Genomic DNA, 15,081 nt, shown 5'->3' on the forward strand with positions numbered 1-15,081 from the left:
CGCGCGGGGCGAATTCCGCGCCGAAGAGCTGCACCAGGTCATGGAACCGGCAGCGGACCCGGCGGGCGGCCAGTGCGGGCGTTGTCCAGCACCAGCCGCCGCCTTGGGTGGGCGCGCTGGCAGCGGACGACCAGGTCGTCCAGTGCGGGCGGCAGGTCCTCCACCGGCACCCGCAAAGCGGTCAGCAGCCGGGCCGGGATCGTGGAGGTGCTCGGCGGGCACGGCCGGCGCCCGCATGAGCAGCGCCCGGCTGCCCTCCCGCAGCGGGCGTTCAGCGACCAGCACGCGCAGCTCGTCGACGGCGGCCTCGGCCCGCCGCGCCCACTCGTGCTCGGCGGCGAACACGTCCACGTCGTGGTCACCGGGCTCGGTGCGCGGCTGGTAGCCGGGGGCGCGCGTGCGCAGGGCGCCGCCCAGCCCCACCGAGGTCAGGCCCCGGCGGAGCTGGGAGACGTGGGTGTGCACGAGCGCGGTGGCCGAGACCGGTGGTCCGTCGTCCCAGAGCAGGTCGACCAGGCGCTCGGTGGCCACGACGCGCCCACCCTGCCGGACCAGCGCCGCGAGCAGCGCAGTGGCCTTGGGCCCGCCCGGCACGGCCTCCCGACCGGCTGTCCCGACCACCACGGGCCCCAACAGGCGAATCCGCGTCAGCGCCTCTCCCACGCCCCGTCCCCTGTCCGGATTATCGGGTTCGCGCCGGGACCCGCTCCGGTTTTCGCCGCGCGCGGCTGCGGGGGCGTGGGCGACCGGATCAGGGCGCTCGGGGGCGATCCCCTAGGGCAGCAGCACGATCCGCCCGAAGACCCCGCCCTCGTCCATCAACCGGTGCGCCTGGGCGGCCTCGGCGAGCGGCAGCGTGGTGTGCACGACCGGGGTCACCTCGCCCGTGACCGCGCCCGCCAGGAGCCGCGCCCGGACCCGGTTGCGCTCGGCCACCGGCACGGTCGCCAGGCTGAACGTGGCGAACGACCGCGAGCGCTGGAACCCCCGCATCAGCGCCGCCCCGAAGTCCGCGGGCGGGAACCCCGCGACGGCGCCCGCGAGCACCCACCTCCCGCCGGGGGCCAGCAGGTCCAGGAACCCCGGCAGGTCCGCGCCCCCGACCACGTCCACGACGACGTCGAACTCCCCGGCCCCGTCGCCCCTCCCGGCCCGGTCCAGCACGTGGGTCGCGCCGTGCTCCCGCAGCCGGGCGCCGCGCTCGGGCGAGGAGGTGGTCACCGCGACCACCGAGGCCCCACCCGCGGCGGCCAGCTCCACGGCGGCGATGCCGATGCTCCCGGACGCGCCCCGCACCAGCACCCGCTCACCGCTCGCGAGGCGCCCGTGCGCCAGGGCGAAGTGCGCCACGGTGGCGGAGCTGCCCAGGGTGACCGCGTCGACGGCCGACAGGCCGTCGGGCAGCTCCGCGACGTCGTCCAGCGGGACAGCGGCCTGCTCCGCGTACCCGCCGCCCGTGCCGGTGAACGCCCACACCCGCCGCCCGACCCACCCCGGATCGACCCCGGCGCCCACGGCGGTCACCGTCCCGGCGACCTCGCTGCCCAGCGGCAGCCCGGCCGGGAAGTCCAGGCCCAGCGTGCCGCGCCGCAGCACGGCGTCCACCCCGCCCACCCCGATCGCCTCGGTCCGCACCAGCACCCGACCCGAGCCGGGCACCGGGTCCGGGACCTCCCCCACCACCAGCACCTCGGGTCCGCCGAATCCGCCCACGGTCACCGCTCGCACCGCCGGTCCCTCCTCGTCCTCGCAGCCAGCCGTACCCTGCTGGACGCTACGGACGCCCCCGTCCGCCGGACCGGAAGTGGGACAGATGGCCCCTGGGATGCCTCACCTGCGCTCGGACGCGCTGGACAACCGCGACCGCGTCCTGGCCACCGCGCGCGCCCTGTTCGCCGAGCGCGGCCTGGCCGTGGGGGTCCGGGAGATCGCCCGCGCGGCCGGGGTGGGCCCGGCGACCCTGTACCGCCGGTTCCCCACCAAGCAGGCGCTCGTGGAGGCGGCGTTCAGCCTGGAGATGGCGGACTGCGAGCGGATCGTCGTGGAGGCCTGCGCCGTCGAGGACCCGTGGGAGGGGCTGGTCTCGGCGCTGCGGGAGCTGATCCTGCTCACCACCCGGAACCTCGGTTTCGTCGTCTCCTTCGCCCCGGACGAGGAGACCGGCGAGGCGATCACCGCGCAGCGGCGCGCGCTGCACCGGATGCTCGCCGACCTGGCCCGCCGGGCGCAGGCGGCCGGGCGGCTGCGGCCCGACGTGGGCGTGGACGACCTGGTGCTGCTCCTGCGGGCCGGTCGTGGCCTGGCGGCGGGCGGTCCCGAGGCCGGGGGCGCCGACGCGCGCCGGTTCGCCGCGCTCGCGCTCGACGCGCTCCGGGCGCGCTGACGGGCGCCCGCGCGAGGTCCTCCCCCGCGCGGGCGCCCGTGCGCCGTCAGCTCGCGCCCAGCTTCCGGTAGCGACCGCCGAAGAACACCAGCGGGTCGCCGTCGTCGGCGGCGCAGGCGGCGCTGAGCACCTCGCCCACGAACACCGTGTGGTCGCCGCCGTCGTAGGCGTGCGCCACCCGGCACTCCAGCCACGCCAGCGCGCCCGCCAGCAGCGGCGCCCCGGTGCGCTCACCGGGCCGCCAGCCGACCCCGTCGAACTGGGCGGCCCCCTGCGGCCTGGCGCGGTCGGCGAAGTAGCGGGCCACGTGCTCCTGCGCCTGCGCGAGCACCGAGACCGCGAACTCGCCCTCCTCCACGATGGCCGCGTGCATCAGCGCCGTGCGCGCCACGCAGCACAGCACCAGCGGCGGGGTGAGCGACACGGACGAGAAGGCGTTCGCGGTCATCCCGTGCGTGCTGCGGCCCGCCGTGGTGAGCACGGTGACGCCGGTGGCGAACCCGCGCATCACCTCCCGCAGCGCGGGCCGGGAGACCAGCGGCGTCGCGGGACCGACCCCCCGGGCGCTCATTCCCCCGCCCCCGCGTGCCCGGCGCAGCAGTGCGGGACCTCTTCCCTGGGCAGCAGCGGTTTCAGGTCCACCTCGGCGCCCAGCGCGTGCGCCGCGCCGAGGACGGCGAGCAGCGGCGCCCCGTCCGGGCTGCTGGTGTCGGTGGCCAGCACCGGCACGTCCGGGACGACGCGCGCCGCCAGTCCCGCGAGCACCCGGCCCGGCCCGACCTCGACCGCCAGGTCCACGTCCCGCAGCGCGCGCGCCACCGCCTGCCGGAACAGCACCGGTCGGCGCACCTGCTCGCGCAGCAGGGCTTCCGGGTCGTCGTCCGCGCCGACCGGGCGGCCGGTGACGGTCGAGACGACCTCCCGCTCGGGGGCGGTGATCCGGACCCGGCCCAGCGCCTCACCCATCGCCTCCGCCGCGCCGCTGACGTGCGCCGTGTGGAAGGCGTGCGGGACGCGCAGCCGGTGCACGCGGAACCCGCGCCCGCGCGCGGCCTCGCACACCCGGTCCACCGCGTCGGCGGGCCCGGCCACCACGGTCTCGTCGGGCGCGTGGTCACCCGCGACGCCGACGTCCTCGGCCACCGCGAGCGCGGCGGCGGTGTCGGCGCCCGTTCCCAGCACCGCCATCGCGCCACCGCCCGCCGAGGCCGACGTCATCACGCGGGCGCGCTCGCCGACCAGGTCCAGGAGCGCACGCGGGTCAAGGCACCCGGCCCAGCTCAGCGCGGTGAACTCGCCGAGGCTGTGGCCGACCGCGACGTGCGCGTCGACCCCGGCCATCCCCAGCAGCCGCGCCGCGGCCAACGACCCGGCGACCACGCGCGGCTGCTCCGCGTCGGCCCCGTCCGCCAGTCGCGCGGCCCGCAGCACCTCGGCGGCCTCCGGGTAGCGCCGCCACACCGCGCCGCCCACCACCTTCCCGCCCTGCGCCGGGAACAGGTAGGCGATCCGGGGCGGGGTGGTGGCGCGCCCGAGGAACACGCCGTCGTCGGGCAGGAAAGCCTTGGTGACGCCCGCGTCCAGCAGCTCGACCAGCACCCGGAACGCCCGCCGCGCGCCCACCGCGTCGGTGGCGACGACCGCGGCCCGCACCGGCCCGCCCCCACGTGATCCCGCGAGCTCGGCCGCCAGCGCGGCCAACGATCCCGTCGCCTGCGCGCCACCGGTCAGCTCGGCTTCGAGGTCCTGCCCCGGCTCCGAGAGCTCGCTCCCGCTGGGCGGCCCGGCCAACCCGGCCACCCGGTCGCGCAGCTCGCCGAACCCGGCCGCGTCGAGCAGCAGCAGCTCCGCGTCCCCGGCGCTCATCGCGCCACCCCCGGAACCCCTTGCCCGGCAGCGCTCTTCCCCGGCGCGCCCTCCCCCGTGGCGGGGCCGGTCGCGCCGCCCCCGGCGGACCGGCCGGTCCGCAGGTGGACGCCCCACCACCACAGCCCGCGCAGCAGGCACACGATGGCGGTGGCGAAGAACAGCGTGTAGACGACGTTGAACAGCATCAGGATGCCGTAGACGAACGCCACCCCGCTGCCGAACATGAACTGGTTGACGGGCTTGGTCGGCGTGGTGCCGGGGTCGGTGATCATGTAGTTGGTGAACAGCACGAACGCCACCCCGGTCATCACCCCGAGCGCGTTGTACAGCGACACGTCCCAGATCCAGTGCCGCACGAACGCCTGGATGGCGAACCCGCCCATCCAGCCGACGATCAGCGGCACCCGCTTGGTGAGCAGCCCGTTGATGACCGTGCCCGCCGTGGCGATGATGATCGGGATCATGACCCGCCAGTAGTAGTTCGCCTCCTCGGTGAACTCGTACGGCGGCGCGATGCTGATCCACGAGCCGAAGAACAGCAGCGCCAGCGTGATCCCGAAGTTCGACGGGTTCATGTAGTGCCGCATCCGGCCCGCGATCGGCGCCTGGAGCACGTGCTTGGCGGCGACGCCGCAGAACACGCCGAACAGGATCGGCCACAGCTGGTTGTTGGCGTACAGCAGCATGTTCACCGCGAGGCTGGTGATGTGCGCGGGCAGCAGGAACTCGTACACCCCGCGCATCCCGCGCCCGCCGAACCGGGGGGCGCGCTTGTAGGCCCACGCGCTGATCACCTCCAGCACGATCTCGGTGGTGTACCCGGCCAGGACCGCGGCGAACGGCCACAGCCAGGGCTGCTCGAAGCCGAGCAGCGTGTACCCGAAGACGTTGAAGACGCTGATGGACAGCGCGAAGTTGCGCAGCGCCACGTAGCGCGGGTCGAGCTTGGGCGGTGTCGGGGCGGGGATGGTCGGCGCGGGGGCCTGGCCGTCGCCTGCCCGGTCGGTGGTGGGGGCGGTGGCGGTCATCGGACCGGGACCTCCTGTGCGGTGCTGGTCAGGTAGAGGGTGCGGTCGCCCTGGTCGACCGTCGTGGTCTGCTCGTGCAGCCGCCCGTCGAGGTCGCGCCAGCACAGCGTCAGCTCGACCGGGCCGGTGTAGTCGCCGAACCCGAAGTGGACGTCGAAGCTGCGCTTGCCGCCGTGGCCGCTGCCGCCGTCGAGCTGCGAGACCTGCTGCCTGCCGTCGGGGGTGCGGGCGGTGACGGTGGCCCCGTAGGCGGGGCTGCCCGGTCCGGTGAGGCCGGTGTTCGGCCGGTCCACCGGGCGGTACAGGTGCAGCGTCAGGTAGCCGCCCCGGTCGGGCGCGGTGTTGGCGTAGAAGGAGGGCGGGCCCCACTGGCGGGCGATGGCCAGGTCGAGCGCGCCGCTGCGGGTGCTGTCGCCCATGGCGATGCCCCGGCTCGGGTGGTGCACGCCGAGGCCCAGCTCGCCGGTGATGTTGACGAACTGCTCCTCGTGGCGGCCCCTGGCGAAGAACGCGGGAGCCTCGTGGCCGGAGATGTCGTCGCCGGGCTGCAGGGTGGGCCACATGACCGGGTTGGACACCAGCATCTCGTTGGACATGGCCAGCTCCTGCAACCACGGCCAGCGGTCGGTGTCGCCCTTGACGAACCCGGTTGTCTGGACGACGTCCAGGTTGCCGGTGTTGGCGAAGTCGCCCATCTTGATGTCCCAGCCCCAGCCGGACCACGCGGTGGCCAGCTCCTGGCCGCGCTGGGTGAACAGCGCCTTGCCGCCGCCCATCGCCTCGGCCTGCGCCTTCGGCTCGGCCGCGTCGTTGACCCACAGGAAGTGGCTCTCCTCCAGGCCCCAGGCGGTGGTGATGTTGCTGACGGCCATGTCGAAGCTGCCGTTGCGGTCCACGTCCGCGAAGTCCACGCCCATGCCCTTGAACGAGTCCTTGCCCAGCACGAACGACTTGGGCGTGGTCGGGGTGCGGGTGCCGAGGACCGGGGCGAACCGGATGCGGTCGGGCGTGGAGGTGTTGTGCAGCATGAAGTCGTGGCCGAAGTCGTTGGCGATGTACACCTCGGGCAGGCCGTCGCCGGTCATGTCGGCGTTGCTGAGCCCGAGGGTCCAGCCGTTGGCCGCCAGGTGCGGGATCGCCGCGTCCTCCTGCACGTAGCTGACCTCGGGCTCCTCGCCCGCCGAGCCGGAGCGCCAGCGCAGCACGTGGTTGCCGCCGCCGTTGAGGGCCCTGGACAGCGAGTCGTTCATGGAGACGTTGTTCTGGCCCTGCGGGTCCAGCACGTCGGAGTCGGGGAAGTAGTTGCCGATGATGATGTCCGGGCGGCCGTTGCCCGCCAGGTCGCCGACCGTGACGGCGTTGGTGTGCCACTTGGGCCCGTGGTAGTCGCCGTCCTGCGTGACCTGCGGGACCAGCTCGGTCGGCCGGTAGGAGGCGAGTTCGACGCGCTCCGCGCTCTCCTTGGCCAGGTACAGCACCGGGGTGCGCCCCCAGTAGCTCACCAGCAGGTCCGCGCGGCCGTCCGCGTTGAAGTCGCCCGGCGTGCAGCCGGTCGGGGCCATCGCGCGGCCCACCGGCAGCGGCGCGGGGTCGAGCAGGAACGGCGCGAACCGGTCCTCCTCGGGCGCGGTCGGCGCCGGGGTCACGATCACCTCGTCGGTGCGCGGGTCCACGATGCACAGCGAGTTCGCGCGCCCGTGGCCGGTGAGGTCGTTGAGGGCGATGCCCGCGCCGACCGAGGAGATCCAGCTGCGGATGCGGTGGAACTCCGGGTTCACCTCCCGCACGTCCTTCATCGGCCGGTCCTCGTAGCCGGGTGGCAGCTCGATGGGCAGCTCCCGGAACCCGTACTGCACGGCGATGTCGTGCGCTCCGGGAACCGCGACGGCGTTGTGCCCGACCGCCAGCAGGGACGCGCCGACGAGGACGGTCACCACGCCCGGAACCAGTTTCCGCGTTCGCTCAGCAAAATCAGCCATGATCTCCCCGCCGCACGCCACCGGGAGTCGCCTCCCGCCCGGCTCGAGTGGATGAGTGAGTGGAATGGGCCGCGCGCCGGGACCGGCGGGTTCACCACCGGATCAGTGCTCCCGGACTGGCGGCCTGCGCTGTGGAACAGCTCCGATCCAGTATGGGAGCGGGCTGGGCGGGGTGCTTCTCCCGGAGTGCTGCGAGGTTTCTCCGGGAATGCGATAGCGGTTTCGTTGCCCGGAAAGGAAAAAAGGGGGCGGGACCGGAGCGCTCTCCGGTCCCGCCCCCTGCGCCCAGGGCGCTCTCAGCGCAGCTCGCGCAGTCCCGCGCCGCTGAGCAGGTAGGCCGGGGAAACGCTGTCGGCGCTCAGCAGCCCCACCGCGGCCCGTCCGGCGATCTCCGGCGTGAGCAGCGGCTTGTGGTGCTCCAGGAACGCCTTGACGGGCGCGCCCGCGCGCTGCGCGTACGCCGCGACGGCGGCCGAGCCCACCCCCGTCTCGGGGGCGAACCGGGGCAGCACGGCGGTGAACGACAGGTCCAGCCCCGCGCGGTCCGCCTCGCCCTGGGCGTAGCCGGTGAGGAAGCGCTGCATGGCCTTGGCGCCCGCGTAGCCGCCGCTGAGCGGGGACCCGTCCGCGTTGAGGGCAGCGCCGCTGCTGACCACCACCACCCGCCCGCCGGGCCGCAGCGGGGCGGTCAGCGCCTCGCGCACCCAGTCGAAGGTGATGCGGACGTCGGTCTCCCAGGTGACCGAGAAGCTCTCCCAGTCCTGCTCCTGCAGCGGTCGCATGACCGGGACGGCTCCCGCGACCAGCACGAGCGCGTGCGGCTCGTGGCGGCCGATCAGCTCGCGCGCGGACTTGCCGTCGGCCGCGTCCACGACCTCGGCGCGGATCTCCCCCGCGCCCGAGGCGGGCGCGGCGTGCTCGACGGCGGTGCGGGCGACCGCGACCACCGAGGAACCCGCGCCCGCCAGCGCGGTGGCGATCCCCCTCCCCAGGCCCCGGCTGGCGCCGACGACGATCGTGGTCCTGCCGGACAAGTCGCTCATGGTGGTGCCCTCCCGGTCGTGGTGCGGGTGTCCTGATGGGGGTGCCGTGGCGCGGGGGCGGTGGCGCTGAGGCGCCGAGGCGGTGGCGCGGGGGCGGGGGCGCGGGTGGCCGCGTGGCCGTCAGCCCTTGAACCTGGTGTTGTTCCACCAGTTCTCGCCGGGCCCGGACGCCTCGGCGGCCTCGTAGCGGTCCTTGAACCGCCACCAGTCCCACGGGTGCTCCAGCTCGTCCTCGCGGCGCCCGAGGTGGGTGATGTCCAGGTAGTTGTAGAAGTTCTTGAAGATCTCCCCGCCCCGGTCGAACACCGAGTAGGTGTGGAAGACCTGGTCGCCCTCGCGGTAGAAGGCGCTCACCCCCGGCGACTCGCCCTGCTCGGTGGAGACCTCGTAGTCGTAGTTGAAGTCGCTGCCGAACGAGGAGTACCAGGGCATGGTCCAGCCCATGCGCGCCTTGAACGGCTGGAAGTCCGGGTACGGGGCGCGGGAGACCATGGCGAACGTGGTGTCGCGCGCCCACATGTGGGCCAGCTCGCCGACGCTGTCGGCCTGCATGGAGCAGCCGATGCAGCCCTCCTGCGCGCCGGGGCTGTACATGTAGTGGCGGACCACGAGCTGGCGGCGGCCCTCGAACATCTCCAGCAGGCCCAGCTCGCCGTCCGGCCCTTGGAACCGGTAGTCCTTCTCCACCAGCACCATCGGCAACTCGCGGCGCTGGGCGGCGATCTCGTCACGCGCCCTGGTGACCTCCTTCTCCTTCTCCAGCAGGACCTTGCGGGCCTGCAACCACTCCGCCCTGGTGACGACCTGCGGACTGCTCATCTGCTCTCCTCCTCGGGTCGGCCGGTCCGGGTCACGCGGCGCGGTCGCGGAGCGCGCGGCGCTCGACCTTGCCCACCGGGGTGCGCGGGATGCGGTCGACGAACTCGATCCGGCGGATCTTCTTGTAGGGGGCGACGCGCTCGGCCACGTACGCCATCAGCTCCTCGGCGGTCGTGGCCCCCTTGGCGACCACGAACCCCTTGGGGATCTCGCTGGCCTCCTCGTCCGGCACGCCCACCACCGCGGCGTCGGCGACGCCGGGGTGCTTGAGCAGCACGGACTCCAGCTCGACCGGGGACACCTGCTGCCCCTTGTACTTGATCAGCTCCTTGATGCGGTCGACGAGCACCAGCTCGCCGTCGGAGCCGACGTAGCCGAGGTCGCCGGTGCGCAGGAACCCGTCCGGGCCCAGCACCTCGGCGGTGGCGGCGGTGTCGGTCGTCCCGGCGGCCAGGTAGCCGCGCATCACCTGCGGGCCCCGGATCAGCACCTCGCCGGTCTCCTCGGCGTTCAGCTCCTCGCCGGTGCCCGTGTCGACCACGCGGCACTCGACGCCCGGCGCGGGCGTGCCGACCGAGGACTCGGTGGCGGGGTGGTCGGACTGCATGAACGAGACCATCGACTCGGTGAGCCCGTAGCCCTGCGCGATGCGGCAGCCGATCCGCGCGCGCACCAGCCGCGCGATCTCCGGGTCGAGCGCGGCCCCGCCGGAGACGATGGAGCGCAGCGAGGACAGGTCGTACTCCTCGACCAGGGGGCTCCTGGCCAGCAGCACGGCCATGGTGGGCACGACGTAGAGCCGGGTGACCCGGTGGTCCTGGACCGCGCGCAGGAACCCCTCGGGGTCGAACCGGGGCATGGTCACCAGGGTGCCGCCCTGCAGCAGGGTCGCGTTCATCATCATGGTGAGGCCGAACGCGTGGTGGAACGGCGGGACGGCCAGCACCACCTCGCCCGGTTCGATCGGGGCGACCATGCTGGTGAGCAGCGCCTTGGCGACCAGGTTGCGGTGGGTGAGCACCACGGTCTTGGGGTGGCCGGTGCTGCCGCTGGAGTGCAGCAGCGCGGCCGGGTCCCGAGCCGGGTCGAGCGCCCTGACCGGACCGCCGGTCGCGGCGTCTTCGGCGAGCGCGGTGAACGGCCGGGCGCCGGGCGCGGGGGTGGTGGTGAGCACCTCCTCGACGCCCACCTCCGCCGCCAGCGCCGTCGCCCGCTCCAGGTCGGCGGGCGCGACGACCAGCAGCCGGGCCCCGGACTCGGTGAGCCGCGCGGCCAGGTCCCGCTCGGTGTCCAGGGGGTTGAGCACCACCACGGCCCCGCCCGCGCCGGTCGCCGCGTGGGCGATCGCGGGGTACTCGGGGCAGTTGGGGGCGAGCACCGCGAGCACGTCGCCGGGCCCGAAGCCCCTGGCGCGCAACCCGGCCGCGCACCCGCGCGCGGTCGCGGCGAGCTCGGCGTACGTGCACTGCCCGCCGCCCGAGACGTCGACCACCGCGGGGGTGTCGCCGTAGGCGTCGGCGCGGCGCAGCACGAACTCGGCGAGGTTCACGCCGGGGATCTCCACCGGCGGTCCGCTGAAGATCATCGGACGGCGTCCTTCTCGCCGCGCTCGTAGGTGCTCAGGCCGGGCTGGTAGCTGCGCTTCTCGAACTGGCGCAGCGCGACGTTGATCCACTCGTTGCCGCTCAGGCGGGACAGCTCCCACAGCTTGGCCTGGTCGTAGTCGATGGCGGCGGGCAGGTCGAGCCGCGTGGTGCCCTCGTAGACCTGCTTGGCGAGCTGGAGCGTGATCGGGTTCTTCTTGACGATCTTGCCGACCAGCTCGTCGGTGGCCGCGTCCAGCTGGTCGGCGGGCACCGCGCGGTTGACCAGCCCGTGCCGCTCGGCGTCCTTGCCGGTCATCGCCTCACCGGTGAGGATGTAGTACAGGGCCTGCTTGCGGGCCAGGTTGTGGGTCGCGGCCCAGGTCGCGCCGCCCGCCGGGAAGATCCCGAAGTTGATCTCGGAGAGGCCGATCAGCGCGGTCTCCGAGGCCACGGCGAGGTCGCACAGCCCGGTCACCAGGAACCCGCCGCCGAAGGCGAAGCCGTTGACCTTGGCGATGGTCACCGCCGGGAACGCCTTGAGGCGCTTGAACCAGGTCAGCGCGACCAGGTTGGTGCGGTGGAACAGCTGCGGGTCGTCGAACGGGCGCAGGAAGCACTCCTCCAGGTCCATTCCCGAGCTGAAGCTGTCGCCGTTGCCGGTGACGACGACGGCTTTGACGGTGCCCGCTTCCTCGATGGCGTCCAGCGCCCGGTTCATGTCCCCGTGCATCTGGGGGTTCATGGCGTTCTTCTTGTCCGGGCGGTTCAGGTAAATCGTGGCCCTGGGCCCGTCGATCTCGACGTTCACGGTTTCCAGCGTGATCATGCCTGACCTCTTCCTGGTGGGGACGACCCGCGGCACGAGGATCACACGACCCGCATGGCCAGCACTTCTCGCCGATTGCCTTTCCTGGCGAGCGGTTCCCGGCTCCACGCGCGCGTGTTGTCCAGGGGACCCCGACAACGCGGCGACAACGGCGGCGACCGATTTCAGAACGCAAGCAGTGCGGTTGTCGAACCCGTGATCGGAGTCGTGACGGGAGTGGTGTTCGGGCGGTGATCGAATGGGTGAGCAAGTCCGGAGTAGCCCCGCCGCTATCGGCTCTGCGACGCTTTTTCCGTTCGCCCGCCCGGAAACCCGCCGACGCCCCCGTGGCGATCCCGCGCGGGTCCCGCGCGCACCCCGGCCGCGCGGGCGTCGCGGCAACCCCGTCCCCGGAAGGAGCCACCCCCGTGTCCTCCACAGCCCGATGGCTGCGCGGGCAACTGCCCGGCGCGCTGGCGCTGGTGCTCGTCGCGGCCTCGTTCACCGCGGCCCGGTCTCCGGAGGTGTCCGCGCAGGAGCGGCGGGACCTCGCCTCCCGCTTCGGGTTCGCCCCGGCCTCGATCGCCCTGCCCGGCGGGTTCACCCAGCGCTCGATCCGCCCGGTGAACCAGCGCTACGCGCACATCAGCGCGTGGATCTCCTCGGTCGGCTCGGCGGTGGCGCTGAACGACCTGGACGGCGACGGGTTGTCCAACGACCTGTGCTACGTGGACGTGCGCACCGACCAGGTCGTCGTCTCCCCCGCCCCCGTGGCGGGCCAGGCGCCCCGCTACGAGCCGTTCGCCCTGTCCACGGGGTCGCTGCCGGTCGACGACGTGATGGCGCCGATGGGCTGCGTGCCCGGCGACTTCAACGAGGACGGCCGCGTCGACCTGCTGGTGTACCTGTGGGGCCGCACGCCGGTCCTGCACCTGGCCAGGGCGGACGCCACCGCTCTCGCGCAGGAGGCGTACGAGCCGGTGGAACTGGTGCCCGGCAACGGCTCCGGGACCTACGACGGCCCGCGCTGGAACTCGAACTCGGCGACGGTCGCGGACTTCGACGGCGACGGCCACGACGACGTCCACATCGGCAACTACTTCCCCGACGGACCGGTGCTGGACCCGGCGCAGAGCACCGGCGTGGAGATGAACGCCTCCATGTCCAGCGCCCTCAACGGCGGCGAGGACCACGTGCTGCGCTGGACCGGCGGCAGCGCGGGCGACCGGCCGACCGCGAGCTTCGAGTTCGCCGAGGGCGTGATCCCGGACGAGGCCTCGCGCGGCTGGGCTCTGGCGTCCGGTTCCAACGACCTGGACGGCGACCTGCTGCCCGAGCTGTACCTGGCGCACGACTTCGGCCCGGACCGCCTGCTGCACAACGAGTCCACGCCGGGCGCGATCCGGTTCCGGATCGCCGAGGGCTCGCGCGGGCCGCTGGAGCCGAAGTCGAAGAACGTCGGCCAGGACTCGTTCAAGGGCATGGGCGTGGACTTCGGCGACCTCAACGGCGACGGCGTGTACGACATGTACGTCAGCAACATCACCACCTCGTTCGGCATCGAGGAGTCGCACTTCGCGTTCCTGAGCACCACCGGCGACCGGTCCGAGGTGGCCCGCGAGCTGGGCGCCGGGCGGGCGGTGTGGGAGGACGAGAGCGCGCCGCTGCACGTGGCCTGGTCCGGTTGGGGCTGGGACGTCAAGCTCGCGGACTTCGACAACAGCGGCGGCCTGGAGATCGCGCAGGCCACCGGGTTCGTGAAGGGGCAGGTGAACCGCTGGCCGCAGCTGCAGGAGCTGGCGACCGCGAACGACGCGCTGCTGGCGAACCCGCTGTGGTGGCCGGCGGTGGGGCCCGGTGACGACGTGGGCGGGCACCAGCGGTTCGCGTTCTTCGCCCGCACCGGCGACGAGGGGTTCTTCAGCGACCTGTCGCACGAGCTGGGCCTGGACGTCCCGGTGCCCACGCGGGGCATCGCGACCGGGGACGTGGACGGGGACGGCAGGCTCGACATGGCGGTGTCCCGGCAGTGGGAGGACCCGGTGTTCTACCGCAACACCTCGCAGCGGGCCGGGAACTTCCTGGGGCTGCGGCTGACCCACGAGGGGCAGCGGCCGGAAAGCGGTTTCCCCGGCGCGGGCTCGCCGGTGATCGGCGCGCAGGTGGAGGTGACGACGGCGTCGGGCCGGGTGCTGGTGAACCGGGTGGACGGCGGCAGCGGGCACTCCGGCAAGCGCGGGCACGAGGTCCACTTCGGACTGGGCGAGGACGACCGGGCGGTGCGCGCGCGGATCTCCTGGCGCGATCGGACCGGGCAGGCGCACGAGCAGGAGCTGTCGCTGGAGCCGGGCTGGCACGACCTGCGGCTGGGCGAGCGGGTCGAGGAGGGCGAGTGACGTGGCGGGCACGACAGCGGCGGGGAGGGGACCTGCGGTGAACGGGACTGCGGGCGGTGGGGCTGCGGTGAACGGGACCGCGGGCGGCGGGACCGGGGTGAACGGGGCCGGGCCGAGGCACGACCCGAAGGTGATCACCGCGCTCAAGCGGTTCGCGATCTCGATCAGCGTGTTCAACGCGCTCGGCTACACCGTGCTCGGGTTCGAGCAGCCGTGGTTGTGGCCGTTCATCGCGGTGCTCACCGGCTACGCGGTGGAGCTGCTGCTGGAGGCGGTGTCGGCGTGGCAGGAGGGCAGGGCGCCGAGGTTCGCGGGCGGCGGCGCGCGCGGGCTGGTGGAGTTCCTGCTGCCCGCGCACATCACCAGCCTCGCGGTGAACATGCTGACCTACGTCAACGACCGGGTCTGGGTGATGGTGTTCGGCGTGGTGGTGGCGGTCGGCGCGAAGTGGGTGCTGCGCGCCCCGGTGCGCGGGCGGCTGCGGCACTTCATGAACCCGTCGAACTTCGGGATCACGGTGATCCTGCTGGTGTTCCCGTGGGCGTCGACCGCCCCGCCGTACCACTTCACCGAGCACGTGGGCACGTTCTGGGACTGGCTGATCCCGCTGATCATCCTGGTGGCCGGGTCGATGCTGAACGGGGCGCTGACCGGGCGGATGTGGCTGATCATGGCCTGGCTGCTGGGGTTCGCGGTGCAGGCGGTGGTGCGCGGGGTGCTGCTGGACGTGTCGATCCCGTCGGGGCTGGGGATGATGACCGGGGTGGCGTTCGTCCTGTTCACCAACTACATGGTGACCGACCCCGGCACCTCGCCGTCGCGACCGGCCTCGCAGGTGGCGTTCGGCGGCGGGGTGGCGCTGGTGTACGGGGTGCTGATGGGCATGAGCATCCCGTACGGGATCTTCTTCGCCACCGCGATCGTGTGCCTGGTGCGCGGCGGTTTCCTGTGGGCGCTGCACTTCGTGGACCGCTCGCGCGAGCAGACCGCGGCGCGGGTCGCGGCCGAGCGGGCGGCGGCGGTGGGCCCGGCGGCGGACCCGGTGCTGGACGGCGCGCCGAACGGCCTGCCGGGCGGGGCGCGGGTGGCCGCGGGGTGAGCTGAGCGACGGGAGCGCCGCCCTTCCCCGCGCGGGGGAGGGCGGCGCTCCCGCGCGCGGTTCCGGCCGTCCAC

At 73.6% G+C, this 15,081-nt stretch carries 12 protein-coding genes and 1 pseudogene; 3 read left to right on the top strand and 10 right to left on the bottom strand.

The annotated features are described in order from the left end of the window. Nucleotides 1–432: 432 nt before the first annotated feature. Nucleotides 433–663: pseudogene (locus AMIR_RS42105) on the bottom strand (AfsR/SARP family transcriptional regulator); the annotation flags it as partial. 111 nt (nucleotides 664–774) lie between these two features. After that, on the bottom strand, nucleotides 775–1,728 hold the full coding sequence (locus tag AMIR_RS20460) for a zinc-binding dehydrogenase (protein WP_015802849.1): 954 nt from the start codon (nucleotides 1,726–1,728) through the stop codon (nucleotides 775–777). Between the two features lie 85 nt (nucleotides 1,729–1,813). On the opposite strand from AMIR_RS20460, the gene AMIR_RS20465 reads away from it, so the two are divergent. Then, complete coding sequence (locus tag AMIR_RS20465; RefSeq protein ID WP_015802850.1) at nucleotides 1,814–2,383, top strand: TetR/AcrR family transcriptional regulator; 570 nt, start codon at nucleotides 1,814–1,816, stop codon at nucleotides 2,381–2,383. Nucleotides 2,384–2,429: 46 nt separating this feature from the next. On the opposite strand, the gene AMIR_RS20470 is transcribed toward AMIR_RS20465, so the two are convergent. The 8 genes from AMIR_RS20470 to AMIR_RS20505 all read right to left on the bottom strand — a co-directional run bounded on the left by AMIR_RS20470 (nucleotide 2,430) and on the right by AMIR_RS20505 (nucleotide 11,533). Further along, nucleotides 2,430–2,954 (bottom strand): flavin reductase family protein, encoded by a 525-nt coding sequence (locus tag AMIR_RS20470; RefSeq protein ID WP_015802851.1) that lies wholly within the window; start codon nucleotides 2,952–2,954, stop codon nucleotides 2,430–2,432. Continuing rightward, nucleotides 2,951–4,249 carry an ACP S-malonyltransferase gene (locus AMIR_RS20475; protein WP_015802852.1) on the bottom strand — a complete coding sequence of 433 codons (1,299 nt, stop codon included), beginning with the start codon at nucleotides 4,247–4,249 and terminating at the stop codon, nucleotides 2,951–2,953. The genes AMIR_RS20470 and AMIR_RS20475 overlap by 4 nt, the downstream gene beginning before the upstream one ends. Beyond that, nucleotides 4,246–5,280 (bottom strand): hypothetical protein, encoded by a 1,035-nt coding sequence (locus tag AMIR_RS20480; RefSeq protein WP_015802853.1) that lies wholly within the window; start codon nucleotides 5,278–5,280, stop codon nucleotides 4,246–4,248. Before AMIR_RS20480 ends, AMIR_RS20475 begins: the two co-directional genes overlap by 4 nt. Then, nucleotides 5,277–7,217 (bottom strand): ASPIC/UnbV domain-containing protein, encoded by a 1,941-nt coding sequence (locus AMIR_RS20485; protein WP_245554528.1) that lies wholly within the window; start codon nucleotides 7,215–7,217, stop codon nucleotides 5,277–5,279. The genes AMIR_RS20480 and AMIR_RS20485 overlap by 4 nt, the downstream gene beginning before the upstream one ends. A 338-nt stretch (nucleotides 7,218–7,555) precedes the next feature. Next, nucleotides 7,556–8,302 carry an SDR family oxidoreductase gene (locus tag AMIR_RS20490; protein WP_015802855.1) on the bottom strand — a complete coding sequence of 249 codons (747 nt, stop codon included), beginning with the start codon at nucleotides 8,300–8,302 and terminating at the stop codon, nucleotides 7,556–7,558. Between the two features lie 120 nt (nucleotides 8,303–8,422). After that, the gene (locus AMIR_RS20495) at nucleotides 8,423–9,121 is read right to left on the bottom strand and encodes a DUF899 domain-containing protein (protein WP_015802856.1); all 699 of its coding nucleotides are present in this window, start codon (nucleotides 9,119–9,121) and stop codon (nucleotides 8,423–8,425) included. A gap of 31 nt (nucleotides 9,122–9,152) precedes the next feature. Further along, a complete protein-coding gene (locus AMIR_RS20500) occupies nucleotides 9,153–10,706 on the bottom strand; it encodes an AMP-binding protein (protein WP_015802857.1) in 1,554 nt (517 codons plus the stop codon). Further along, nucleotides 10,703–11,533: a p-hydroxycinnamoyl CoA hydratase/lyase gene (locus tag AMIR_RS20505; RefSeq protein WP_015802858.1), complete on the bottom strand. Its 831-nt coding sequence runs from the start codon at nucleotides 11,531–11,533 to the stop codon at nucleotides 10,703–10,705. The genes AMIR_RS20500 and AMIR_RS20505 overlap by 4 nt, the downstream gene beginning before the upstream one ends. Before the next feature lie 407 nt (nucleotides 11,534–11,940). Between AMIR_RS20505 and AMIR_RS20510 the strand changes: the two genes are divergently transcribed. Together AMIR_RS20510 and AMIR_RS20515 are read left to right on the top strand one after the other, a co-directional pair. Next, the gene (locus AMIR_RS20510; protein ID WP_015802859.1) at nucleotides 11,941–13,908 is read left to right on the top strand and encodes a CRTAC1 family protein; all 1,968 of its coding nucleotides are present in this window, start codon (nucleotides 11,941–11,943) and stop codon (nucleotides 13,906–13,908) included. Nucleotides 13,909–13,975: 67 nt separating this feature from the next. Further along, nucleotides 13,976–15,007: an enediyne biosynthesis protein gene (locus AMIR_RS20515; protein ID WP_240438592.1), complete on the top strand. Its 1,032-nt coding sequence runs from the start codon at nucleotides 13,976–13,978 to the stop codon at nucleotides 15,005–15,007. Nucleotides 15,008–15,081 lie beyond the last annotated feature (74 nt).

Source organism: Actinosynnema mirum DSM 43827 (genome assembly GCF_000023245.1).
GTDB classification, from domain to species: Bacteria; Actinomycetota; Actinomycetes; order Mycobacteriales; family Pseudonocardiaceae; genus Actinosynnema; species Actinosynnema mirum.